Origin of the sequence: Rhodococcus sp. IEGM 1406 (genome assembly GCF_030056745.1) — a bacterium.
GTDB lineage: Bacteria > Actinomycetota > Actinomycetes > Mycobacteriales > Mycobacteriaceae > Rhodococcus_F > Rhodococcus_F erythropolis.
The window spans coordinates 400,508-424,800 of the sequence record NZ_JASHKO010000002.1 but is presented as its reverse complement, the minus strand read 5'-3'; the positions used below and the strand labels follow the sequence as shown (position 1 = coordinate 424,800).

Genomic DNA, 24,293 nt, shown 5'->3' with positions numbered 1-24,293 from the left:
GGATACGGAATCGAAGGCCGGTTCGTCCTAGAGTTCTGGCCAGAGGCCTCCGAGCGAATGAACTCGTGTGTTCGCCGTGCCTTGTTTCTTTCGTCACGCCACTACTGCAGGAGTTTGCTGTGAGCACCCCCGACTCTGCCCCCACCACCGCCATCGGCACCGCCCGCGTCAAGCGCGGCATGGCTGAAATGCTCAAGGGCGGTGTGATCATGGACGTGGTCACCGCTGAGCAGGCCAAGATCGCCGAAGACGCCGGCGCCGTCGCCGTCATGGCACTCGAGCGGGTCCCCGCAGACATTCGCGCACAGGGCGGCGTCTCGCGCATGAGTGACCCGGACATGATCGACAGCATCATCTCCACCGTCAGCATCCCCGTCATGGCGAAGGCACGCATCGGTCACTTCGTCGAAGCTCAGATCCTGCAGAGCCTCGGCGTCGACTACATCGACGAGTCCGAGGTCCTGACCCCGGCCGACTACGCCAACCACATCGACAAGTGGAAGTTCACCGCCCCCTTCGTCTGTGGCGCCACCAACCTCGGTGAAGCGCTCCGTCGCATCAACGAAGGCGCGGCCATGATCCGCTCGAAGGGTGAAGCCGGCACCGGCGACGTCTCCAACGCCACCACACACATGCGCACCATCCGCGGCGAGATCCGCCGGTTGACCTCGCTGAGCGAGGACGAACTGTACGTAGCCGCCAAGGAACTGCAGGCCCCCTACGAACTGGTCGTCGAGGTCGCCAAGGCCGGCAAGCTGCCTGTCACCATGTTCACCGCCGGCGGCATCGCCACCCCGGCAGACGCTGCGATGATGATGCAGCTCGGCGCCGAGGGCGTGTTCGTCGGATCGGGCATCTTCAAGTCCGGCAACCCGAAGCAGCGCGCCGAGGCAATCGTCAAGGCCACCACGTTCTACGACGACCCGGACGTGCTCGCCAAGGTCTCGCGCGGACTCGGCGAGGCAATGGTCGGCATCAACGTCGACGACCTGCCCGTCGGACACCGCCTCGCAGAGCGCGGTTGGTGACAGCAGGTTCGACGACCGGGCTCAGTGCCTGAAAGTCTTCACACAAGAGGGGCGGCGGTTGCATTGGCAACCGCCGCCCCTTCGGGGTGTGGCGGACCGTCAGATGCTGTCCGATACCTCGAACACGAACTCGACCTCGACGGCACTGTTTCGGGGGAGTTCGGCCACGCCGATCGCAGAGCGGGCGTGCTGTCCAGCGGTACCGAAGATCTCGGCCAGCAGGTCGGACGCACCGTTGATCACCTGGGGTTGCTGCGAGAATCCGGATCCCGAAGCAACAAATCCAACGACCTTGACGACCCGAACGATGCGGTCGAGACCGACCAAGGCATCAACGGCCGCGAGTCCGTTGAGAGTGCACAACCGCGCCGCCTGGGCGGCGTCTTCGACGGAGACGCCCTCGCCCAACTTGCCGATGCACGTCGTAGTGCCGTCGACGAGCGGCAATTGCCCCGACGTGTAGACGTATGACCCCGTCTGAACGGCGGGAAGGTATGAGCCTGCGGGGGTGGCAACAGGCGGGAGGGTCAGGTCGAGTGCGGCGAGTCGTGCGGTCCAGGTACTTGCGTCGTTCATCGGTTCCTCAATGGGTTCTTTTGTCCGGGAATGGTGTTCGAGTCTGTCATCGGGAGTCTCGGCAAGTCCAAGTCGTATTTGCGCCCACCCCATCACTTTTGGTGATATTGGCCGTGGATTTTCGGTCGTTCGGGATTGTTCGGACTGATTCCTGGAAATCATGTATATCGAACGTATATTCGAATAGTGTTGAGGAATGTTTGATGACGGAGTAGGAAGTTCGGGTACCGCAGCGCAGCTGCCTGGTGCCGAATCCGACTGCGCCCTCATCGATCTCATCGCCGATCTGCATGCGCGCGAATCGATGCTCGCGGAACGGAAACTGGCTGCCATTGCCGAGTTTTTCGAGCGTCGCAGCGCTGACCACACTGATAACGGTGCTTGGTCGTCTACCGCTCACGAACTGGCTGAGGCCGAGCTCGGCGCGGCATTGACCATGGGCCGTGCCGCAGCGGGAAAGTTGATCGGTCTCGGCTTTTCTCTCAAGTCTCGGCTCCATCGCACGCGTGCCGCCATGGCGCGCGGAGAACTGGATCTGTATCGAGTCGGATTGATCGACTCCGCTACGGCCAACGTCGCTGACGATTTGATCGACGAGGTGGAACGGCAACTCCTCGAAAAGATCTCGGCGTCACCGATGCCTGGCGGTACTGGCTTGACCGGTCGCCGATTGACAGCGGCTATCGACCGGATCGTCGCCGTGGTGGATCCCGAGGGGATACGCGAACGTCGACGCCGCGCGCTGGCTGATCGGTTCGTGGGTGTGAGCGCTGCCGAGGACGGAATGGCGCGGATATTGGGGAGTATTTCGGCGGAGGAAGCACGGGCTTTCGACCGTCGGTTGCGGGAGTTGGCAATGTCGGTGTGTCGACACGATTCCCGTAAGTACGAGCAACGACGAGCTGACGCATTGGGAGCGTTGGTATCCGGGTCGACGATTCTGCCGTGTGATTGCGGCCTGGACGATTGCCCACAAGATCGAAGCGGGATTGTCGTGGTGCGTCGGCCGTTGGTTCACGTGGTCATGCTGGAATCAACACTTCAGGGCGGTGACGCACCAGGTGCAGACGAACCCGCTCACCTTGACGGTTATGGAGTGATCAATGCAGAGCATGCGCGTGACATCGCCGCGGGTGCGCTGATTCGGAAGGTGAAAGTACCAGTCGATGCCGCGCTCGAGTCTTCCGGTGAGGGCGAGCCAGTACCTCCGCCCGTTGTTCCTTCGGCGTCGGTCTACCGCCCAGGCACTGTCCTCGACACCTGGGTGCGGGTGATCGCAGGAAGCTGCCAGTGGTTGCACTGCGATGTCGCTGCATGGAATTCAGATCTTGATCACACTGAGCCCTTTGATCATCGCAATCCCGCTCGTGGTGGAAAGACCGTGGCGTCGAATCTGAGTGCGTATTGTCGAAACCATCACCGCCTCAAGCATTCCGGTCAGTGGCTGCACATCTCGAACCCGGACCGGAGTGTCATGCTGACCTCGCCGACCGGACATTGCTACCGAACCAGGCCGTCAGGTCTGCTGGCGGGAATGCTCGAGCCTGTACTGCCCGAGGGTGGTCGGCGTCGGCGCACACGTCTGGAGAACAAGGCCTCTCGTGTGCGGGGTGAGCGCCGGCGTCAGCGGATACGGATGCACCGGCGGATGAAGAAGGCACAGAGGAGGACCTTCGACGGCGGAGACGATCCACCGCCGTTCTGAGTCGATGCGCCCCGTCGCTCAGTGTTTTCGGATGCCCACTTTGGTGGCCGGGGGTGCGTCAGGCATTGTGTGAAGGTCGGTAGACGTCGGTACACGGGAAGATGTGGAGCATCGATGGCGAGGATCGAAGAAATTCTGGAGTTGGAACGCCTCGAGCGTGACATCTTTCGAGGAATCATCGCGGAGACCACCCTGACCCGCACTTTCGGCGGCCAGGTCGCCGGCCAGGCATTGGTGTCGGCGGTACGCACGGTCGATCCGGCCTATTCAGTTCATTCGTTGCACGGATACTTCCTGCGTCCGGGCAATCCGATGGAGCCGACGGTCTTTCTGGTCGATCGTGTTCGGGACGGTCGATCGTTCGCGACCCGCTTGGTCACCGGAATTCAAGACGGGCAAGCCATTTTCACGATGTCGGCATCCTTCCACGTCCAAGACGAAGGCATCGAGCACCAGGACGAGATGCCACCGGTCCCTGACCCCGAGACCTTGGCCATCGCCCAGGATTCGGAAGATCCCGAGACTGCGTGGTTGGCTCGCGAGTGGTCCGATTGGGACCTCCGGATGGTGCCGAAGGCCGACATCAACAAACGTCCAGGCGCTGCCGCACAGCAGCAAGTATGGTTCCGTTCCCGCGAGGCTCTCCCGGACGACCCGGTATTTCACGTGTGCACGCTTGCGTACATGAGCGACATGACGCTGCTCGGATCTTCCCGAGGCCCTCACATGGACGTCGCCATGCAAAGCGCCTCGCTCGATCACGCCATGTGGTTCCTGCGGCCGTTCCGGGCCGACGAGTGGCTGTTGTACGACCAGACGTCGCCGTCAGCGGGCTTCGGTCGCGCATTGACGCAGGGACGAATCTTCGACAGCCGAGGAAACATGGTTGCTGCAGTCGTCCAGGAAGGCCTGACCAGGCTGTATCGCCCGAAGTGAGGTCGACCGAAGTGAGGTCGCCTGAAGTGAGATCAATCGCAGCGAGACCTTCAGGGGTGAGACCGCACCGCAGGCCGGGCCGGATGGTCGTACCTGACCTCGAAATCGACCTCCTCGGACATCTCTGAGCGGTGTTCGAGGAGTGCGTCGACGGTCCACAGATCCGCCTCCGGAGTGTGCCGTCGCATGGCAGCTTCGCTCATGTCCAGGCGGACGCTGACGTCGAACTCCAGCCCACGCCCGAGCAACATCGGACCGGCGATCACGATGACCGCGCGTTCATGGACGGGGACGCGGGTCGAGCGAGCCGATCGATCGGTGGGTTCGTCCCAGAGTTTCGGCAAGAACGCTCGTTTGGTGCGGGCCGCGGTGATCACTTCACGATCGAGTGCCGGATAGTCGAACCAGATGGTGCGGTAACTCAGCGCATCCTCGTGACCGAACTCGTATCGCAGCGAAGCCGGCCGCACGTAGTCGTGCAGTGACACAACAGCACTCGGCCTGCTGTGCGACTCGACGGCGGACCCGACCAGTTCCGCGAGCCGAGACGGCTGCGCACAATCAGGTCCGTCGATCGCTACAACCGCCACCGACGGAAATGATCCGGTCAGCGTTGCGATCTGCTCGGCCAGGGCGAGGGGAGTGGACGGGATGAATGTGCTCACGCCCACCATGGTGCCGTGCCCGCTCGCCGAGGCGATATTGTGAACCGTCATCGCGCCCACCGCGGCGGTCTATTTCCGGAGGACTCATGGTTGGTATCGAGGAGATCCTCGCGCTCGAACACCTGGAGAAGGACATCTTCCGTGGTGCGGTCCATCCCACCGCACTTCAACGGACGTTCGGCGGGCAGGTTGCCGGGCAGTCGTTGGTTTCTGCCGTGAGTACCGTCGACGAGAGCTACCACGTGCACTCGTTGCACGGATACTTCCTGCGCCCGGGCAACCCGAAGATTCCGACGGTCTACCTGGTGGACCGCATCCGCGACGGGCGCTCGTTCTGCACCCGCCGGGTGAACGCAGTCCAAGACGGCAAGACGATCTTCACGATGTCGGCCTCGTTCCACGTCGAGGACGAAGGTATCGAGCATCAGGATCGGATGCCTTCCGTTCCGGCGCCGGAGGACTTGCAGGACGCGCAGACCGTCCCCAAGTTGGCGGAATCCCAGTTCTACCAAGAGTGGAAGAACTGGGACATCAGAATTGTGCCGGCCGAGCAGAGTGCGTCAGCGCCGGATCTCGCCGCACAACAGCGCGTGTGGATGCGCTACCGCGAGGCTCTGCCGGATCGTCCGCTGTTGCACATCTGCACGCTTGCGTACCTCAGTGACATGACCCTGCTCGGAACTTCGAAAGTCCCGCACCGGGGCGTGAAGACGCAGACTGCTTCGCTCGATCACGCGATGTGGTTCCTGCGTCCGTTCCGGGCCGACGAGTGGTTGCTCTACGACCAGACATCGCCGTCGGCAGGTTTCGGTCGCGCGCTCACTCAAGGGCGTATCTACGATCGCGATGGCAACATGGTGGCAGCGGTGGTTCAGGAGGGTTTGACGCGTCTGGAACGCGAACCCGACAGCCGTGAGAACAAGACAGGAACTGTGTGATGACGCGTCCGTTGATCGGTGTACTCGCCCTCCAGGGTGATGTTCGCGAGCACCTTGCTGCACTTGATGATTCGGGTGCGGATGCCGTGGGTGTCCGACGGCCGGAGGAGCTGGACAAGGTAGACGGAATCGTGATTCCGGGTGGCGAATCCACCACCATGAGCCGGCTTCTGCAGGTGTTCGAACTGTTGGATCCGCTTCGTGCGCGTCTTCGCGGCGGGCTGCCGGCCTACGGTTCGTGTGCCGGCATGATTCTGCTGGCGAGCGAGGTACTCGACACCCGGCCGGACGCCGAACATCTCGGCGCCATCGACATGACGGTGCGCCGCAACGCTTTCGGCAGACAGGTCGATTCTTTCGAGTCCGACCTGGAGTTCGAGGGCATCATCGGAGATCCCATCCGCGCCGTCTTCATCCGCGCGCCGTGGGTGGAGCGAGTTGGACCGGGCGTGGAGGTCCTTGCGCAGGTTCCCGCCGCCGCGGGGGAGGCCGCGGGCCGGATCGTCGCGGTTCGGCAGGGCTCGGTGATCGCCACTTCTTTCCATCCCGAGGTAACCGGTGACCGTCGAGTGCACGAGATGTTCGTCGATCTGGTTCGCGGATAACTCGAGTAGTCAGCCTCGTCCGAACCTACAGCTCCAGTTCGCGGGCAAGGATCGCCGCCTGTACGCGTGAGGTGAGGTGCAACTTCGACAGAACTCGCGACACGTGCGACTTCACCGTCGGAGCACCGACACCGAGTTCACGCGACAGTTCGGCATTGGACATACCCGTCCCCAACAGCGCGAGCACCTCGCGTTCACGGTCGGTGAGCTCGCTCAATCCCAGCGGTTCGGTGGGTTCGGGTGCACGCTGAACGAATTCGCCGATCAGTGCACGCGCCGCGCGAGGAGCGAGCACTGCATCTCCGGCCGCGACGTTGCGGATAGCGTTGGTCAGTTCGTCGGCGGTCGCAGTCTTGAGCAGGAATCCCGACGCGCCGGCGCGCAGGGCCGCGAAGACGTATTCGTCGAGGTCGAAGGTGGTCAACACCAGAACCCGGCTGCGGGTCGTCCCGATGATCTGACGCGTCGCCTCGATGCCGTCGGTGCCTGGCATCCGGACGTCCATGAGTACGACGTCGGGTTGATGCGTGCGGGTGACGGTGATCGCCGACGCTCCGTCACCGGCTTCTGCAACGACATCGATGTCGTCGTGCTGCCGCAGGATCATCGCCAGGCCGGAGCGGATCGCGGCGTGGTCGTCTACCAGGGCGACGGTGATCACCGATCCGTTCCGTTCGGTGCGGGGACCGGTAGCTGTGCGCATACCGTCCATTCTCCGTCGACCGGAAGTGCGTCGAGTGAACCGCCCAGCAGCTCGGCGCGGTGACGCATGTTTGCAAGTCCGCGCGTTCCTGCTCGCGGATGGGATCTGTCGGGACCGACGGGGTTTCGGATCTCGATCTGTAATGCATTGTGCTGGAGAGAGATCGACATCGAGATCGGCGCACCGGGCGCATGTTTGAGTGCGTTGGTCAAGGCTTCCTGGGTGATCCGATACGCCGTGTGATCGACCACGCTCGGCAAGGCGGCAGCATCGACGTCGATCGCAACGTGCACAGTGCCGCCGGCTGCCCGAACTGCGTCCAGGACGACGGGCAACTCGGTCAGCCGCGGGGGAGAGGAACGCGGGTCCGGGGTCTCGTCGTCCCCGGCGTGGAGCAGTTCGATCATCGACCGCATCTCGGAAAGGCCCGCGAGACTGCTCGATCTGATCGCCCCGATCATCTCCCGCAAGCCGTCGTCTGGTTCGCCCCGTTCACCGGAGAGAGCTGTGGTGGACAGTGCCGCCTCCGAATGGATTGCGATGGCGGAGAGGTGGCTTGCGATGACGTCGTGCAGATCGCGCGCCATGGTTGCTCGTTCGTGAGCGACGGCGGCCTCGCGGTCCAGAGTGGCGAGTGCTTCGTGGACTCTGGAACGCTCGCGTTCGGCCTCGGTCAGTTCGACTTGTCGACGGATGACCAGTGCCCACCACACCGGCGTACCGAAGAACAGTGCCGTCACCACGCCTGCCCCAGCCGCAGCGCGGACGTCCTGGGTGGACAGGTAGACGAGTGCGGTGAGCGCGGCAACCGTCACCGCGGTCAGAGAACACACCACTCGGCCCAGCCGCGCCGTCCCGTACAGAACTGCGGCGTAGGTGAGATCCGAGAGGACCAGCCACATCGGCAGAGTGGGTCCCAGGGCAGCGTCGACCGCGACGATGACGGCCCCCGCCGCCAAAGCTGTTGCCGGACGCACCCGCCGGAACGAGTCGATCGCACACAGCAGAGCCAGCATCCCGATCCGAACCCCGGCGGGAACGTCGGCGACACCTCCGACATCGGTCCACATTTGGTACAGGCCGACCATGTAGAGGAGTACCCCGATCGCGAACAGGCCGAAGGCGATGAGCGGATCGTTCCACTTGCCGACACTCCGACTTCTGGTCACCACAGACTTATCAGAGCACATCGGGGCGCCTGACTTGTCATACCAAATGATGAGGTCGGCGTTGTTCCGATGGCTGATGTGCGGATTCGATAGAGAAGACAGGCTCGACGTATGAAAATTCGCTTCGAGTTGATGATCGGCATTCTCTTGGTCGTCGGTGGCGGCTGTCTGTGGCTGTTCGCGCGTGACGCCGAGTTCTTCTGGTTTCGCGGCGGACCACTCGGCGTGATCCTCGCGATCATCGGTGCCTTCGACATCGTGAATGCAGTCCGAACGAGGGAGACAGCGATACCCGAGCGCCGAAACGACTGACGTGGAACTCGTCCTGCTCACCACGCTGGGCGGGCTCGCCCTGCTGGACAGTACGAGCATCGGAACTTTGGTCGTCCCGGTCTGGATGTTGTTGATGCCGGGACGACCGCAGGTTCGCAGGCTGCTGACGTATCTGGTGGTCATCACGACGTTCTATTTTGTTGTCGGGGTGGCAGTCTGGACGACGGCACGGGCAGGTATGCCTGTCGTCGCCCCGCTGCTCGAAACCCCCGCCGCCCGCGGTGCGCAGTTGATACTCGGTATCGCGTTGTTCGCGTGGAGCTTTCGATTCGATTCCGAGAAGAGGCGCACATCCGGTCAAGCCGATCGAACCCATGTTTGGCGAGAGCGGGTGCTCGGCTCGGCCAGTTCCGCGAGAAGTGTTGTACTTCTGGCAATTGCTGCCGGGACCGCCGAATTGGTGACGATGCTGCCCTACTTGGCGGCGATCGCGATGATCACCGCTGCTGGGCTGTCCGCAGTCACGTCTGCGTCGATACTTGCCGGATACTGCCTGATCATGGCCACTCCGGCAGTGCTTCTGTTGTGCGGGCGGATCGTGGCCGGCGACCGACTGGACAAGCCGCTGAGCGGGGTGGACTCGTTCATCTCACGCCACGGCGACAGCGCGATGGGTTGGGTGTTCGGCATTGCCGGCTTCTACCTCGCCGGCAATGCCGCTGCCGTGTTGTTCGTGAATTGACGTTGTTCGTAAATTGACGTTGTTCGTGAATCAACCAGCCTGAACCAACGAATTGATCAGCTTCACACCGTCTTCCGGGTGATCGACGGTTACGGCGAACAGTCGTCCGTTCTCGAGAGTGACCACGATGGCCTCACCCGAGCGGAGCGTGACGGCTGTTCCGCGCGGTGTCATTCGGTAACCCCATCCACCCCATTCGGCCGGACGTATCGCGTCGACTGATGCGGACTTCACCTTCGAGATGGGGATCTTCTTCCATCGAACGCCCCAGGAACTGATGCCGACACCATGACGGTCGACGCGAACGGTGACCGACGCGAATGCTGTGACGGCGAGGGTGGACACACCCAGGATCACGGCAACCCACCAATCCGAGTACGCGGCAGTCGCGATCACGAGAACTACGAGGCCGGCGGTAACGATCCACGGCCAGACGCTGCGGACCTGCCCGACCCACACTGCACGTTCGGAGGCCGTCAGCGGAGTGTCGAGCGTCGGGGTTGGCAGTGGCGACTCCGGGCCGCTTCGTTGCTGGTCAGGCAGCGCGTATGCCAGAACTCCTACGAGTACCGCCGCGATCGGCGCAAGAATCCACCAGCCGATACGCGCGTCTTCCGGCGACCCGGCGTCGATCGTCAAGGCGACGCTCAGAATCCAGATCGTCGCCAGTGTCGCACTCGAGATCGAGGTTACGGCGAGAAACAAGGGCGCGTTGTCGCTCGAACGGGCCGCGACGACACAGGCGCAAACGACAGCCACCAGTGAAATCACCAGTGCGATGGCGAAAAACGTCGTCGTGGTGCTGAACCCGTCCGGGGTCGATCCGGACCAATGGCTCGCGACGGTCTCGGGTAGGCGGTCACCCCACGCGAAGCGTGCGAGAACCAGAATCAGGGTCGGGATCAGAGTCAGCGAAGCTGCTGTCCAGAGTCGGATCTTGCTGGTCGTCATTGTGTGCTGGTCTCCTTGATGAGGTCGAGCATGTGCGCAGTGTCGAGTCCGAGATTGCGGGCCTGCCGTACGAACTCGCGCGCAGATTCGTTGAGAGCTGTTCTTCCCGAGTCGAATTCGGCGCGAATGACGGCGCCACGTCCGCGTCGGAGGTCGATCAGGCCTTCGTCGCGGAGTGTTGCGTACGCACGAAGAACCGTGTGGAGATTGACGTCGATCGACTCGGCGAGAGCGCGAGCGGACGGCAGGCGGTCACCTGGTCCGATCTCACCGCGGATGACCGAGCCACGAACCCCGGCTGCAATCTGCTCCGCTAGTGGAGTTGTGGAGGCGTGATCTATTCGGACCAACATGTTTGCATTCTATGCAAACAATGCGCGGTTTGACTAATTCGTGTCGGGGGATGCAGCGCGTTGTGACGTGGGACGGGTAACATCGGCAGAGCTGAAAGACGCGCATTCGGCGTGCGCAACGCAGCAGGAAAGGGGCTTGAATCGCATGAGCGGCCACTCAAAATGGGCCACCACCAAGCACAAGAAGGCTGTGATCGACGCACGTCGTGGCAAATCCTTCGCGAAGCTGATCAAGAACATCGAGGTGGCGGCACGAACCGGCGGTGGCGATCCCACGGGCAACCCCACCTTGTACGACGCCATCCAGAAGGCGAAGAAGACGTCTGTTCCCAATGACAACATCGAGCGTGCGCGCAAGCGCGGCGCCGGTGAAGAAGCGGGCGGCGCAGACTGGCAGACCATCATGTACGAGGGCTACGGACCCAACGGCGTCGCCGTTCTGATCGAGTGCCTCACCGACAACCGCAACCGCGCAGCCGGTGAAGTTCGCACCGCGATGACCCGTAACGGTGGCAACCTCGCTGACCCGGGTTCCGTCTCCTACCTGTTTGCTCGCAAGGGCGTCGTCACGCTCGAGAAAAACGGCCAGTCGGAGGACGACGTCCTGATGGCTGTGCTCGACGCCGGTGCCGAGGAAGTCACCGATCTCGGTGAAACCTTCGAAATCGTCAGTGAGCCACAGGATCTGGTTGCCGTCCGTTCGGCACTTCAGGAAGCCGGCATCGACTACGACTCCGCTGAAGCCGATTTTCGCGCTTCCGTCGAGGTTCCCTTGGATGTCGACGGCGCACGCAAGATCTTCAAGCTCGTCGACGCGCTCGAAGACTCTGACGACGTGCAGAACGTCTACACCAACATCGATCTGTCCGACGAAGTTCTCGCGGCTCTCGAAGACTGATTGCTTTTCAACTCAACCCGGCCCTGACGTCCGCGTCTCGGCCGGGTTGCGTGTTGATGCGGGGCAGTACGCCCGCGCACCGCTAAGCTATCGAACAGCTGTTCGGTATGGAGAGGTGTGACAAAGTGCGCGTGCTCGGAGTGGACCCAGGCTTGACTCGCTGCGGGTTGGGTGTGGTCGACGGGAGCAACGGCAGGAAAGTGCGCCCCATTGCCGTCGACGTGGTGCGGACCCCGCCCGAGATGGACCTCGGGTCTCGGCTACTGCGGATCTCCGATGCGGCGGAACTGTGGATCGAGCAGTACAAGCCGGAGGTCGTCGCGATCGAGCGTGTATTCGCGCAGCACAACGTCAGTACCGCGATGGGCACGGCGCAAGCAGGCGGAGTTGTCGCGCTCGCTGCCGCCAGACGCGGCATCCCGGTGTGTTTCCACACGCCCAGCGAGGTGAAGGCCGCCGTTACCGGCAGCGGTAACGCCGACAAGGCGCAGGTCACCGCGATGGTGACGCGAATCCTGAACTTGAAGACGGCGCCGAAACCGGCTGACGCCGCTGACGCTCTGGCGCTCGCGATCTGTCACTGCTGGCGAGCACCGATGATCGAGCGAATGGCCCGCGCCGAGGCGATGGCCGCTGAACAAATGCGTAAGTATCAGGCAAAATTGGCCGAGATGAAGAAGGCAGGTTCACGATGATCGCGTCGGTACGCGGCGAGGTACTCGATATTGCACTCGACCATGCGGTCATCGAAGCGTCAGGTGTCGGCTATCGGGTCAATGCCACCCCGGTGACTCTCGGTGCACTGCATCGGGGAAGCGAAGCGCGACTGTTCACGACGATGATCGTTCGCGAAGACTCGATGACGCTCTACGGTTTTTCCGATACCGAGTCGAAGGACCTGTTCAGCCTCTTGCAGACGGTTTCCGGAGTCGGACCGCGCCTGGCGATGGCAACTCTTGCAGTGCTCGAACCGGACGCATTGCGGCGGGCACTCTCGGAAGGCAACCTGACGGCGTTGACGAGGGTCCCCGGTATCGGGAAACGCGGCGCCGAGCGCATGGTCGTCGAACTGCGCGACAAGGTCGACGCCGTCGCGACGACGGCCGGCGCGGCTTCCGGTGTCGTCGTCGGCAGTTCGATCCGTGATCAGATCGTCGAGGCTCTCGAAGGTCTGGGCTTCCCGATCAAGCAGGCCGAGCAGGCCACGGATTCGGTCCTGGCGGAATCGCCCGAGGCCACTACGTCGGTAGCACTGCGTTCTGCTCTGTCGCTGCTCGGTAAGACTCGATGAACTTCGACCCGATCGACGATTTCGACGACGAGTCGCAGGTCTCTGCCGAATTGGTGGCGGGAGACGGCGATGTCGAAGCGAGTTTGCGCCCCAAGAGTCTCGACGACTTCATCGGGCAACCCCGTGTTCGCGAACAACTGCAGCTCGTGCTCACCGGAGCAAAACTTCGCGGCAGCACACCTGATCACATCCTGATGTCCGGTCCCCCCGGACTCGGAAAGACGTCGATGGCGATGATCATCGCGGGGGAGTTGGGCTCTTCTCTGCGGTTGACGTCCGGACCGGCGCTCGAACGCGCCGGAGACCTGGCCGCGATGCTGAGCAATCTCGTCGAGGGTGACGTGTTGTTCATCGACGAGATTCACCGAATCGCTCGTCCGGCCGAGGAGATGTTGTACCTGGCGATGGAAGACTTCCGTGTCGACGTCGTCGTCGGTAAGGGGCCGGGTGCCACGTCGATTCCTCTGGAGGTTGCACCGTTCACGCTGGTCGGTGCGACTACACGGTCAGGTGCGCTGACCGGTCCGTTGCGCGACCGCTTCGGGTTCACCGCTCACATGGATTTCTACGAACCCGAAGAGCTGCAACAGATTCTGATGCGTTCGGCCGGAATTTTGGGAGTCAATCTCGAAGTTGACGCCGGGGCCGAAATCGCACGACGCTCGCGGGGGACACCGCGTATCGCGAACCGATTGCTGCGCCGGGTTCGCGACTTCGCCGAGGTGCGCGCCGACGGAATCGTCACCATGGACGTCGCTCAGGCGGCCTTGGCTGTCTACGACGTGGACCAGTTGGGCTTGGACCGTCTCGACCGATCCGTACTGAGTGCATTGGTGCGGTCGTTCGGCGGCGGGCCCGTCGGCGTGTCGACGCTTGCGGTGGCCGTCGGCGAGGAACCGTCGACGGTGGAAGAAGTGTGCGAGCCGTTCCTGGTTCGGGCCGGGATGATCGCCCGGACGCCGCGAGGACGCGTGGCTACCGCCGCTGCCTGGACTCAACTCGGAATGACACCGCCGCCGGATGCCGCAGCGGGCGGTATCGAGGTTCGTGTCAACGAACCGCAGGCCACGTTGTTCGATCCGAACGGAGAGTGAATTTCGACTGGAAAGGCCTACTTGAACGGCCGATCTGTCAGGAATCCTCAGCAACTAATGGCACACTGGTGTATTGCGTAGGTCCATCCGGGACCATCGCGGCGTAAAACGTGCAACACAACCGAGGTTGATCAACACATGTCGAGTTTGCTTTTCCCACTCTTGATCCTCGCACTGCTGGTGCCCATGTTCCTGGGCATGCGCAAGCAGAAGAAGGCTTTGGCTGCCACTTCCGAGATGCAGGACTCGCTGCAGGTCGGCGATCGAGTGCAGACCACGGCCGGGCTCTATGCCACGATTGCTTCTCTGGACGACGACACCGTGGACCTCGAGATCGCCGACGGTGTCATCACCACCTGGTCGCGTCTGGTCATCCGTGAGCGCGTTGTCGAGACGGCCGAAACCGACGAGTACGACGACGACTCGGTTTCCGAGATCGAAGAATCAGCTGCTGACACCGAAATCCGGCTCACCAAGGAGTCCTGACTTCGTCGACCTGGCACGTGTTCTAGAGTTGTGAACTCGGACACACGTCCAGATCGGTTGGTCTGTAGTAGTTCTTTCATCGGAGTAGTTCTTTCACCAGCAGCTCAGTTCATCCCGTTGATCAATCGTTGCAGTTCGAACGCCGCAGCTCGGGTGGTCGTCGACCGCCCGAGCCCTGCATTTACTGAAGCTCTGCACCTACTGAGGAGACTTAAAGATCGTGGCACCTTCCACCGGAACGGTGCATCCGGTCCGCTACCTGGCCCTTTTCGGGGTCCTGGTGGTGGCACTGTATGCCCTGGTGTTCTTCACTGGAGACAAGTCGGCCACGCCGAAACTCGGCATCGACCTGCAGGGTGGAACGCGCGTCACGTTGACCGCTCGTACCCCGGACGGCAGCGCTCCCAGTCAGGACAGTCTCAAGCAGGCTCAGGAAATCATCGAGACCCGCGTCAACGGTCTCGGCGTTTCCGGCTCCGAGGTCGTCGTCGACGGTGACAATCTCGTCATCACCGTTCCCGGCGACGACAGTGCGCAGGCTCGCTCGCTCGGCCAGACCGCCCGTCTGTACATCCGCCCGGTGACGGGTTCGATCGACGTCGCCACCCGTGACGCGAACCGGACAGCTACCCCTGAGGCGCCAGCGGCCGAAACTCCGGCCACTGATGCCCCGGCTCCCGAGGCGCCGGCCGACGGGACCCAGACGCCGCAGAACCGCCCGTTCCTGGCTCAGGACCCGACCACTCCGGAGGCAACCCCGGCGCCGGAGACGACAACACCGGCTCCCCCCGCGGACGCATCGAGTGACGGCACCGACGAAGGCGACGCAGCAGCAGCGGAAATCGCCGCAGCGCGCGCCCTCCGACAGAGCAGCGATCCGACGGTGCAGCAGCAAGCAGTGGCGAACCTCGACTGCTCCGTCGCGGATCCGCTCCGTGGAAACGACGACCCGACTCTTCCGCTGGTAGCGTGCTCGCAAGACGGACTGAACATCTATCTTCTCGGTCCTTCGATCATCGACGGCCAGGAGATTGCCGACGCGTCTTCGGTCTTCAACTCGCAGCAGTCGCGCCACGAGATCAGCCTCTCGTTCAAGACGACCGGCAGCAACACCTGGGCCGAGTTCACCTCAGCCAACATCGGCAAGCAGGCAGCGTTCACGCTCGACTCGAAGGTCGTCAGCGCTCCCACGATTCAAGGTGCAACGCCTGCGGGTAGCGCGACCTCGATCACGGGCAGTTTCACTGCGGAGAGCGCCAAAGAACTTGCCAACACTCTGAAGTACGGTTCGCTTCCGCTCTCGTTCGCAGCCTCCGAGGCCGAGACGGTCTCGGCAACGCTCGGCCTGGCCTCACTTCAGGCGGCATTGATTGCCGGCGCGGTCGGTCTCGTTCTCGTTCTGCTGTACTGCCTCGTCTACTACCGGATGCTCGGCGTCCTGACGGCGTTGTCGCTGATCCTCTCCGGAGTCATGGTCTACGCGATCATGGTTCTGCTCGGCAGATACATCGGCTTCACACTCGACTTGGCCGGCATGGCTGGTCTGATCATCGGTATCGGTATGACCGCCGACTCGTTCGTCGTGTTCTTCGAACGCATCAAGGACGAAATGCGTGAGGGCCGTAGCTTCCGCTCCGCGGTGCCACGCGGTTGGGCGCGAGCGCGCCGAACAATTCTTTCCGGCAACGCGGTGAGCTTCATCGCCGCTGCAGTTCTGTACGTGCTGGCGGTCGGACAGGTGCGAGGCTTCGCCTTCACCTTGGGTCTGACCACCATCCTCGACGTGATTGTCGTGTTCCTCGTGACGTGGCCACTGGTCAGTATGGCGTCCCGTTCGGCGTTCTGGTCCAAGCCCAGCGTCAACGGTCTCGGCGCAGTGCAAGAGGTTGCCCGCGAACGTAAGGTTGCCGCCGCTGCGTCGGCTAAGGAGACACGAGCATGAGCGAGTCCAACAACTCCCCGGTGGGGCCCAACAACAGTTCCTCGGCCGAGTCCGCCGATGCCGCAGCCCGGTCGGAGATCACCGACTCCGGCGTCGATCAGGGCGCGATGCCCAAGCACAGTTGGCTCTCGCGGCTGTACACGGGAACGGGTGCGTTCGAGGTCGTCGGCAGGCGTCGCTTCTACTACGGACTGACCGGCGCTCTGGTCGCCATTGCGCTGCTCAGCATCATCCTGCGCGGCTTCACCTTCGGTATCGATTTCGAGGGCGGATCGCGCATTCAGTTCCCGGCCGAGGGTGGAGTCGAGACGTCGGAGGTGGAAACCGTCTACTCCGACACACTCGGGTTCGAGCCGGTCAGCGTGCAGACGGTCGGCTCGGGTGCCAGCGCCACCGTACAGATTCGGTCGGAGACGTTGAACGCGACGCAGATCAACGATCTGCAGTCGGCGCTCTTCGACGAGTTCCAGCCCAAGGACAAGAACGGGAACCCGTCGGCGCAGGCCATCAGTTTTGCGGACGTGAGTGAAACCTGGGGCGGCCAGATCACCAAGAAGGCGCTGATCGCGCTGATTGTGTTCCTGGTGATCGTGAGTATCTACATCGCCATTCGCTTCGAGCGGGACATGGCCGTAGCCGCGATCGTTGCGTTGTTCTTCGACATCATCGTCACTGCCGGCGTCTACTCGCTCGTCGGTTTCGAGGTGACGCCTGCGACGGTGATCGGTTTGCTCACCATTCTCGGCTTCTCGCTGTACGACACAGTGGTGGTGTTCGACAAGGTCGAAGAGAACACCCGCGGTGTTCTGCATCTGACGCGCCGGACGTACGGCGAGCAGGCCAACCTCGCGGTGAATCAGACTTTGATGCGATCGATCAACACGACCGTCATCAGTGTGCTCCCGGTGATCGCTCTGATGGTTGTCGCGGTCTGGATGCTCGGCGTCGGCACGCTCAAGGACCTTGCGCTGGTTCAGCTCGTCGGCATCATCGTGGGTGCGTACTCCTCGATCTTCTTCGCGACGCCGCTCCTGGTGTCGATGAAGGAACGCTGGGGACCCGTTGCCGCGCACACTCGTAAGGTGCTCTCGCGCCGGGCTACTCTGGCCGAGAAGGGTACGCAGACGGTTGCCGTCGGCGCACCCGTTGTACGCCGTGCGCCGGTTGCTCCGCAGCCGGGTGTGCGGCCGACCGGAAAGCGAAACAAGAAGGGGCACTGAACATGCTCCCAAGAACACGCACACTGGTTCGATCGATGACGTTCGTTGCGGCCACCGCTGTGGCTGCCGGTTCGTTGGCGGCCTGCTCGGAAAGCGCCGAGCAGGTTCCGTCCATCGGATATGCCATCGACAACTCCATCTCCACGTACAACGCCAACACGACAGCTGGATCGGTGTCCGGGGCGATGGCCGCGTTCGGCCGGGTGCTTCCCGGCTTCACGTTCACCGGCCCGGCCGGAGCTCCTGTGTCGGACACCGACATCGGAACGGCGTCGGAGTTGCCCGGTGACGTGCTCACGGTCTCGTACAAGCTCAATCCGGCGTCGGTGTACTCCGACGGGATTCCGATGTCCTGTGACGATCTGGTCCTCACCTGGGCGGCGTCGAGTGGCAAGTTCACCAAAGACGTCGATGGTGCTGCGAAGCCCATGTTCGACACGGCGAACAATCTCGGTTACGCGGACATCGACCGGATCGACTGCCAGAGCGGGTCGAAGGACGCGACTGTCTTCTTCAAGCCCGGGCGATCGTTCACCGATTGGCGGTCGTTGTTCGGTGCGACTGCATTGATGCCTTCACACATCGTGACGCAGCGCGCCGGAGTCGGCGACGTGGTGAGCGCGGTGAATGCCAGTGACACCGACGCGTTGTCGAAGATCGCCGACTTCTGGAACACCGGGTGGAACCTGACTCCAGGTCAGGTGGACACCTCCGTACTGCCTTCCGCTGGTCCGTATCGAATCGACTCGTACAGCGCCGACGACGGCCTGGTGCTGGTCGCGAACGAGCGGTGGTGGGGCAACAAGCCGGCGACCGATCGCATCGTCGTCTGGCCACGTGGTGTGAATCTGACCGAGGATCTCGACAAGAACTCGATCGAGGTCGTCGACGTCGCTTCCGGGTCCGCCGGCGAGCTCGGTACTCCGTCCGGGTTCGACGTCCAACAGATTCCGTCGCGGTCGATCGAGCAGTTCGTTCTCGCGACGTCTGGTTCGCTGGGCGACGAAGCCGCCCGTCGAGCGTTCGCGCATTGTGTTCCGCGGACAACTCTGTTCGAGAAGTTCGGGCAGACGGATAACGCGCCGCAGGCTGGTCTGGGTTCCGGCGTGGTCGATTCGCGACTGATGGCGCCGGATTCACTCGTGTACAGCGACGCCGCTGCGGTCGACGGTGACCGGTACGCCAATGCCGACGTCGATGCCGCGAAGACGTCGTTGTCGGAAGCCGATCTCGACCAGTTGACCGTCCGGGTCGGGTACCTCGCACCGGACCCGGTGCGGGCGCAGATCGTCTCTGAAGCGAAAGCCGCGTGTGCTCCGGCGGGAATTACGATCGAGGACGCGAGTACCGACAGCTTCGATCCTGCGAGTCTGCAGTCCGGGGGAGTCGACGCTGTGCTTTCCGGCATGGCCGGCAAAGTCGGGGCAGGCGGAACAGCGAGCATGATCGACGCGCGCGGAGCGTTGCGATCGGGCAACGGCGCAAACCTCGGTACGTACGGAAATGCACGGATCGATCAGATCATCGATCAGTTGAACGTGGATGCGAGCACCAGTGCGCAATTGGGACTCTCGGTGGAGGCGGAGAACATCCTGTGGACACAGGTGCCTACGATTCCACTGTTCAATCAACTCCGAACTGTCGCTGTAGCTCCAGGCATGTCGGCAGTGTTGGTCAATCCGACTCGGGCCGCTACCGGCTGGAACATGGACAGATGGGTATTACGCAGATGAGCGTCTCGAATGGTGTTGCCTTGCACACGCCTGAAGAATTGATCGCAATTCACCGGGCTGCCGGAGACGCCGTTGTTCGGCTGACCCGCTGGGCAGACAACTTTCCCGGGCCCGGGGTTCGGTTCGCCGATCTGACTCCGGTGTTCGCCGACGCCGAGGGGTTCGGGGCCGTGCTCGACGCCCTTGTCGCCTGTGCTCCGGACGCCGACACGATTGCCGCCGTCGATGCTCGCGGGTTCCTGCTCGGTGCCGGCGCGGCTGCGAAGATGGGTGCTGGGGTGGTGGCCGTGCGGAAGGTCGGCAAACTGCCGCCGCCGGTGCTCTCTCGTTCGTACAGCCTCGAGTACGGATCTTCGACGCTCGAGATCCCCGCAAACGGCTTCGATCTCACCGGGCGGAATGTTCTGGTGATCGACGACGTTCTGGCTACCGGAGGGACACTCGAGGCGGCTGTACAGTTGGTTGAGTTGGGTGGAGCGAACGTCGTCGGCGTCGCAGTGGTGCTCGAGATCGAGGAACTGCGCGGTCGAGATCGCTTCTTGAAGTACCCACTGACATCCCTGGTGAAGGTCTGAGTATTAAAGTTGTCTCCTGGGGGTCGAGTTAGACCTCCAGGGCAATTACCCGATGCAGGGCGGTTGCCTCAACCAACTCGGTGGTAGGAGGTGGCGACATGACGTCGAATCTTGATCGATCACAGAACTCGGGTGCAGTGTCGCAGGAGACGGGTGCAGATCCGGCTCCGGAGACGACACCATCGAAGTCCGCGGTGCCCGACGATTCGGGATCTGCGCAAACTGCCGGCAATCGGGGTGGGCAGAACCTGGCCGTGCCCGCTTCCGCCTCCCGTAGGGTGCGCGCTCGGCTTGCTCGGCGCATCACCGGTCAGCGCAACGCCACCATCCGCCCGGTGCTCGAGCCGTTGGTCAGCCTCCACCGTGAGCTGTATCCGAAGGCCGACCTCGCGCTGCTCCAGCGTGCTTACGACGTCGCCGAGGACAGACATTCGAGCCAGCGGCGCAAGTCCGGCGATCCGTACATCACGCATCCGTTGGCCGTGGCAAGCATTCTGGCCGAGTTGGGTATGGACACCACCACCCTCGTCGCAGCCCTTCTGCACGACACCGTCGAGGACACCGGGTACTCACTCGAAGAGTTGACCAAGGACTTCGGTGACGAGGTCGCTCACCTCGTCGACGGCGTCACCAAACTCGACAAGGTCGTTCTGGGCACCGCCGCCGAGGGCGAAACCATCCGCAAGATGATCATCGCGATGGCGCGGGACCCGCGCGTGCTCGTGATCAAGGTCGCGGATCGTCTGCACAACATGCGCACGATGCGATTCCTGCCGCCCGAAAAGCAGGCACGTAAGGCGCGAGAGACTCTCGAAGTCATTGCGCCACTTGCACATCGACTTGGAATGGCGACCGTCAAGTGGGAACTCGAGGACCTCTCATTCGCCATCTTGCACCCGAAGAAGTATGACGAGATCGTTCGACTGGTCGCCGATCGCGCGCCTTCTCGTGACACCTATCTGGCCAAGGTTCGCGCCGAGATCAACTCGACCCTGTCCGCCTCGCGGATCAACGCCATCGTCGAAGGCAGGCCCAAGCATTACTGGTCGATCTATCAGAAGATGATCGTCAAGGGCCGCGATTTCGACGACATCCACGATCTGGTCGGCGTCCGCATCCTGTGTGAAGAAGTGCGTGACTGTTACGCCGCGGTCGGCGTTGTCCACTCACTGTGGCAGCCGATGGCCGGACGCTTCAAGGACTACATCGCACAGCCGCGCTACGGCGTCTACCAGTCGCTGCACACCACCGTCGTGGGACCGGAAGGCAAGCCCCTGGAGGTCCAGATCCGGACCCAGGACATGCACCGGACCGCGGAGTTCGGTATCGCCGCGCACTGGCGGTACAAGGAGACCAAGGGCAAGCACGCGGGCGACATCGCCGAGGTCGACGACATGGCGTGGATGCGTCAGCTACTCGACTGGCAACGTGAAGCGGCCGACCCGGGGGAGTTCCTCGAATCGTTGCGTTACGACCTTGCGGTCAAGGAGATCTTCGTCTTCACGCCGAAGGGTGACGTGATCACGTTGCCTGCCGGATCGACTCCCGTCGATTTCGCGTATGCGGTGCACACCGAGGTCGGGCACCGATGCATCGGTGCCAGGGTCAACGGCCGGTTGGTCGCGCTGGAACGAACTCTCGAAAACGGCGAAGTGGTGGAGGTCTTCACGTCGAAGGCTGCCACCGCCGGGCCGAGCCGAGATTGGCAGACGTTTGTCGTCTCGCCGCGTGCCAAGGCGAAGATCCGTCAGTGGTTCGCGAAGGAACGCCGCGAAGAGGCGCTCGAGTCCGGCAAGGATCAGATCGCGAAGGAAGTCCGCCGTGTGGGACTTCCGTTGCAGCGGTTGATGAATGCCGAATCGATGAGCACGATCGCGCATGAACTTCGCTATCCCGACGTCTCGGCGTTGTACACGGCGGTAGGCGAGAGCCAGGTGTCAGCGCACCACGTCGTGCAGCGACTGGTTGCTCATCTGGGCGGCGTCGGCGCCGTCGAGGAGGAACTGGCCGAGCGTTCGACGCCGTCGACCATGCCGGTGCGCACCCGCAGTACGGGTGACTCCGGAATTCTGGTTCCCGGAGCACCCGGCACGGTGGCAAAACTCGCAAAGTGTTGCACGCCGGTTCCGGGCGATTCGATTCTGGGCTTCGTCACGCGCGGTGGGGCGGTGAGCGTGCACCGTACCGACTGCACCAACGCCAACTCGCTCCACGATCAGTCCGAGCGAATCATCGACGTCGAATGGGCACCGTCAGCGACCTCGGTGTTCCTGGTCGCGATCCAGATCGAGGCGCTCGATCGTCATCGGTTGCTTTCCGACGTCACCAAGGCGTTGGCCGACGAGAAAGTGAACATCCTGTCGGCCTCGGTCACCACCTCAGGTGACCGAGTGGCGATCAGCAAGTTCACCTTCGAGATGGGTGACCCGAAGCATCTGGGTCATGTGCTCAACGTGGTTCGCAATGTGGAAGGCGTCTACGACGTCTACCGCGTGACCTCTGCTTCGTAAACTGCTGTGCGCCTTTATTAACCGCGGGCGGTTAAAAAAGGCGCACAGCAGGGTTAGGCGACTACTGCAGTCTCGATGGTGATCGGGGTGTTGGGTGCGCCGCCACCGGTTGCGCCCATGCCTCCGTCGTCGCCGTCGGCTGCGATCTTCTCGATCGTCGCCAGGCCGGCGTCGTCGATGGTGCCGAAAACCGTGTAGTCAGGCGGCAGCATCGAATCCTCGTAGACGAGGAAGAACTGGCTGCCGTTGCTGTCAGGTACGGACGAATGAGCCATCGCCAGAGTGCCACGGGGGTAGACGACCGGCAGCGACAGCGCCGGGTCGTTCCCAGCGTATGTGGTCGTGGGGTACTCGTTTGCAAACTGGTACCCCGGTCCACCGGTGCCCTTACCCGACGGGTCGCCGCATTGGAGAATCTGCAGACCCGGCATCGTCGAGAGTCGATGGCACGGGGTGTCGTCGAAGAATTTCTGCTCGGTCAGGCTCACGATGCTGTTGACAGTGCAGGGGGCTGCTGCGCGATTCAGTTCCATCCCGATCGGGCCGGCCGTAGTCGTGAGCGCGACGTTGACGGTTCCCTCGGTGGACACGCCCGTGGAGTTCGGCGGATTGACGGTCTTTGCAGCGCCCGCCGCGCTCGGGTACGAGCAGTCGACGGTCGCCGACGCCGGAGTCGGGACAGGCGGGAGTGCGTCGAACTGTGACATGTCGAGCGGCGGCATGGCAGCCGTTGTCGTTTTCGCCTTGGAGGTACTGGACGGCGAGTCCGAGCTACCGGAATCACTGGAACAACCAGCCAGAAGCAGCGCTGCGGCGCTTGCGGCGGCAATAACTACAGGAAAGCGCATCACAGGATTACGTCGCATCAGTCGAGCCTTACTGTCTTGATGTCGGTGGTCAGATTCGGCTTGCCGTCGCCCTCTGGTGTCGATCCGCCGGCCGCGACCTTGTCCAAAGTGGCGAGACCGGTCTCGTCGATCGTGCCGAAAACCGTGTACTGCGGCGGGAGTTGTGAGTCGCCGTAGACGAGGAAGAACTGGCTGCCGTTGCTACCGGGTGCCCCGGTGTTGGCCATCGCAACCGTGCCGCGCGTGTAGGTGACTGGCTCTTGCGCTGCCGGGTCGGTGGTGGCGTACGCCGTGGTGGGGAACTCGTTGTCGAATCCGTAGCCCGGTCCGCCGGAGCCGGTGCCCGACGGGTCACCGCACTGCAGAACCTGGAGCGAGGGGCTCGTCGTCATGCGGTGGCAGGTGGTGTCGTTGAAGTAATCCTGCTGCGCCAAGCTCACGAAGCTGTTGACCGTGCACGGAGACTTCGTTCCGTCGAGCGTGAGCCCGATGTTTCCCTGCGAGGTTTCGACGCTGATGCTCGGCGTCGCGTCCGGCGCGGTGGTGGGAATCCCGTCGGTACGAGGAGGGTTGTTGGCCTTGGACGCGGTAGCGCCGTCAGCCGGGTACGAGCAGGAAACAGTGTCGGCCAGCGGCGTCGACAGACCGGCCGGCATTGCACCCGCGGTCTGCGGCGTGAGGCTCGAATCGTCGGCAGCAGTGTTGGTGGTGTTCGCGTCGTCGTCACTGCGATTGCTGAACCAGATGAGTCCACCGACGACGCCGACTACGACGACCACGCCGAGCGCAGTTCCGGCTATCGTCATCTGCTTGCGCTTGCGGGCACGTTCTGCGCGACGTTCGAGCTGACGCTCGAGCTTGCGTTTCGCCGCCTCGCGGCGTTGCTCGTTACTCGGCACTGCTGTAGTCCTCCGTATCGCGGGTGGATCGTGGTCGGCCCGCCGAGCGACACCCTGGGGTCGGCTTCGGCAAGCGGCTCTACTCGTCGTCAGAGTCTCCCATTGCAACCTGAGAACTTACTGGCGGGGCAGCAGCTTAGGCTGTAACCGACA

General features: G+C 62.9%; 25 protein-coding genes. 17 read left to right on the top strand and 8 right to left on the bottom strand.

Annotated elements, in window-relative coordinates:
* Nucleotides 1–119: 119 nt before the first annotated feature.
* The gene (gene pdxS, locus QM596_RS11275; RefSeq protein ID WP_003943338.1) at nt 120–1,028 is read left to right on the top strand and encodes a pyridoxal 5'-phosphate synthase lyase subunit PdxS; all 909 of its coding nucleotides are present in this window, start codon (nt 120–122) and stop codon (nt 1,026–1,028) included.
* Between the two features lie 99 nt (nt 1,029–1,127).
* Here the strand turns inward: pdxS and QM596_RS11270 are convergent, their stop codons facing one another.
* Entirely contained in the window at nt 1,128–1,604 is a 477-nt protein-coding gene (locus QM596_RS11270) for a RidA family protein (RefSeq protein ID WP_020969521.1), read from the bottom strand.
* 196 nt (nt 1,605–1,800) lie between these two features.
* On the opposite strand from QM596_RS11270, the gene QM596_RS11265 reads away from it, so the two are divergent.
* Both QM596_RS11265 and QM596_RS11260 read left to right on the top strand, forming a co-directional pair.
* Nucleotides 1,801–3,309: an HNH endonuclease signature motif containing protein gene (locus tag QM596_RS11265; protein ID WP_283309008.1), complete on the top strand. Its 1,509-nt coding sequence runs from the start codon at nt 1,801–1,803 to the stop codon at nt 3,307–3,309.
* A gap of 114 nt (nt 3,310–3,423) precedes the next feature.
* Nucleotides 3,424–4,245 (top strand): acyl-CoA thioesterase, encoded by an 822-nt coding sequence (locus tag QM596_RS11260; RefSeq protein ID WP_019748291.1) that lies wholly within the window; start codon nt 3,424–3,426, stop codon nt 4,243–4,245.
* A 50-nt stretch (nt 4,246–4,295) separates the two neighbouring features.
* Here the strand turns inward: QM596_RS11260 and QM596_RS11255 are convergent, their stop codons facing one another.
* Complete coding sequence (locus tag QM596_RS11255) at nt 4,296–4,961, bottom strand: nucleoside/nucleotide kinase family protein (RefSeq protein ID WP_283309006.1); 666 nt, start codon at nt 4,959–4,961, stop codon at nt 4,296–4,298.
* 35 nt (nt 4,962–4,996) lie between these two features.
* Between QM596_RS11255 and tesB the strand changes: the two genes are divergently transcribed.
* Nucleotides 4,997–5,848 carry an acyl-CoA thioesterase II gene (gene tesB / locus QM596_RS11250; protein WP_046378507.1) on the top strand — a complete coding sequence of 284 codons (852 nt, stop codon included), beginning with the start codon at nt 4,997–4,999 and terminating at the stop codon, nt 5,846–5,848.
* Entirely contained in the window at nt 5,848–6,453 is a 606-nt protein-coding gene (gene pdxT, locus QM596_RS11245) for a pyridoxal 5'-phosphate synthase glutaminase subunit PdxT (RefSeq protein ID WP_070386649.1), read from the top strand. Before tesB ends, pdxT begins: the two co-directional genes overlap by 1 nt.
* Nucleotides 6,454–6,478: 25 nt before the next feature.
* Here pdxT and QM596_RS11240 read toward each other — a convergent pair whose 3' ends face one another.
* Nucleotides 6,479–7,156: a response regulator gene (locus QM596_RS11240; protein ID WP_283309001.1), complete on the bottom strand. Its 678-nt coding sequence runs from the start codon at nt 7,154–7,156 to the stop codon at nt 6,479–6,481.
* Entirely contained in the window at nt 7,111–8,325 is a 1,215-nt protein-coding gene (locus QM596_RS11235; RefSeq protein WP_283308999.1) for a sensor histidine kinase, read from the bottom strand. Before QM596_RS11235 ends, QM596_RS11240 begins: the two co-directional genes overlap by 46 nt.
* A gap of 111 nt (nt 8,326–8,436) precedes the next feature.
* On the opposite strand from QM596_RS11235, the gene QM596_RS11230 reads away from it, so the two are divergent.
* Nucleotides 8,437–8,637 (top strand): hypothetical protein, encoded by a 201-nt coding sequence (locus QM596_RS11230; protein WP_003943331.1) that lies wholly within the window; start codon nt 8,437–8,439, stop codon nt 8,635–8,637.
* Nucleotide 8,638: 1 nt separating this feature from the next.
* The gene (locus tag QM596_RS11225; protein ID WP_019748297.1) at nt 8,639–9,340 is read left to right on the top strand and encodes a GAP family protein; all 702 of its coding nucleotides are present in this window, start codon (nt 8,639–8,641) and stop codon (nt 9,338–9,340) included.
* A gap of 30 nt (nt 9,341–9,370) precedes the next feature.
* Here QM596_RS11225 and QM596_RS11220 read toward each other — a convergent pair whose 3' ends face one another.
* Both QM596_RS11220 and QM596_RS11215 read right to left on the bottom strand, forming a co-directional pair.
* On the bottom strand, nt 9,371–10,291 hold the full coding sequence (locus QM596_RS11220; protein WP_019748298.1) for a hypothetical protein: 921 nt from the start codon (nt 10,289–10,291) through the stop codon (nt 9,371–9,373).
* Nucleotides 10,288–10,644, bottom strand: a complete 357-nt coding sequence (locus QM596_RS11215; RefSeq protein WP_003943322.1) for a GntR family transcriptional regulator — start codon at nt 10,642–10,644, stop codon at nt 10,288–10,290. The genes QM596_RS11220 and QM596_RS11215 overlap by 4 nt, the downstream gene beginning before the upstream one ends.
* 145 nt (nt 10,645–10,789) lie before the next feature.
* Here QM596_RS11215 and QM596_RS11210 point away from each other — a divergent pair, with 145 nt between their 5' ends.
* The 10 genes from QM596_RS11210 to QM596_RS11165 all read left to right on the top strand — a co-directional run bounded on the left by QM596_RS11210 (nt 10,790) and on the right by QM596_RS11165 (nt 22,393).
* Entirely contained in the window at nt 10,790–11,542 is a 753-nt protein-coding gene (locus QM596_RS11210) for a YebC/PmpR family DNA-binding transcriptional regulator (protein ID WP_007732951.1), read from the top strand.
* 125 nt (nt 11,543–11,667) lie between these two features.
* Entirely contained in the window at nt 11,668–12,237 is a 570-nt protein-coding gene (ruvC, locus tag QM596_RS11205) for a crossover junction endodeoxyribonuclease RuvC (protein WP_020907638.1), read from the top strand.
* Nucleotides 12,234–12,833: a Holliday junction branch migration protein RuvA gene (ruvA, locus tag QM596_RS11200; RefSeq protein WP_007732953.1), complete on the top strand. Its 600-nt coding sequence runs from the start codon at nt 12,234–12,236 to the stop codon at nt 12,831–12,833. The genes ruvC and ruvA overlap by 4 nt, the downstream gene beginning before the upstream one ends.
* Nucleotides 12,830–13,927 (top strand): Holliday junction branch migration DNA helicase RuvB, encoded by a 1,098-nt coding sequence (ruvB, locus tag QM596_RS11195; RefSeq protein ID WP_019748300.1) that lies wholly within the window; start codon nt 12,830–12,832, stop codon nt 13,925–13,927. Before ruvA ends, ruvB begins: the two co-directional genes overlap by 4 nt.
* Nucleotides 13,928–14,065: 138 nt before the next feature.
* The gene (gene yajC / locus QM596_RS11190; protein WP_047888383.1) at nt 14,066–14,413 is read left to right on the top strand and encodes a preprotein translocase subunit YajC; all 348 of its coding nucleotides are present in this window, start codon (nt 14,066–14,068) and stop codon (nt 14,411–14,413) included.
* Nucleotides 14,414–14,633: 220 nt separating this feature from the next.
* Complete coding sequence (gene secD, locus QM596_RS11185; protein WP_019748302.1) at nt 14,634–16,355, top strand: protein translocase subunit SecD; 1,722 nt, start codon at nt 14,634–14,636, stop codon at nt 16,353–16,355.
* On the top strand, nt 16,352–17,575 hold the full coding sequence (gene secF, locus QM596_RS11180; RefSeq protein ID WP_283308992.1) for a protein translocase subunit SecF: 1,224 nt from the start codon (nt 16,352–16,354) through the stop codon (nt 17,573–17,575). Before secD ends, secF begins: the two co-directional genes overlap by 4 nt.
* Before the next feature lie 2 nt (nt 17,576–17,577).
* Complete coding sequence (locus QM596_RS11175) at nt 17,578–19,308, top strand: ABC transporter substrate-binding protein (RefSeq protein ID WP_283308990.1); 1,731 nt, start codon at nt 17,578–17,580, stop codon at nt 19,306–19,308.
* Nucleotides 19,305–19,883: an adenine phosphoribosyltransferase gene (locus QM596_RS11170; RefSeq protein WP_019748305.1), complete on the top strand. Its 579-nt coding sequence runs from the start codon at nt 19,305–19,307 to the stop codon at nt 19,881–19,883. The genes QM596_RS11175 and QM596_RS11170 overlap by 4 nt, the downstream gene beginning before the upstream one ends.
* Nucleotides 19,884–19,981: 98 nt before the next feature.
* Nucleotides 19,982–22,393: a RelA/SpoT family protein gene (locus tag QM596_RS11165; RefSeq protein WP_029255290.1), complete on the top strand. Its 2,412-nt coding sequence runs from the start codon at nt 19,982–19,984 to the stop codon at nt 22,391–22,393.
* 53 nt (nt 22,394–22,446) lie between these two features.
* Here the strand turns inward: QM596_RS11165 and QM596_RS11160 are convergent, their stop codons facing one another.
* Both QM596_RS11160 and QM596_RS11155 read right to left on the bottom strand, forming a co-directional pair.
* Entirely contained in the window at nt 22,447–23,259 is an 813-nt protein-coding gene (locus tag QM596_RS11160; RefSeq protein ID WP_419789793.1) for a peptidylprolyl isomerase, read from the bottom strand.
* Entirely contained in the window at nt 23,259–24,140 is an 882-nt protein-coding gene (locus tag QM596_RS11155) for a peptidylprolyl isomerase (protein WP_019748308.1), read from the bottom strand. The genes QM596_RS11160 and QM596_RS11155 overlap by 1 nt, the downstream gene beginning before the upstream one ends.
* Between the last annotated feature and the right edge of the window lie 153 nt (nt 24,141–24,293).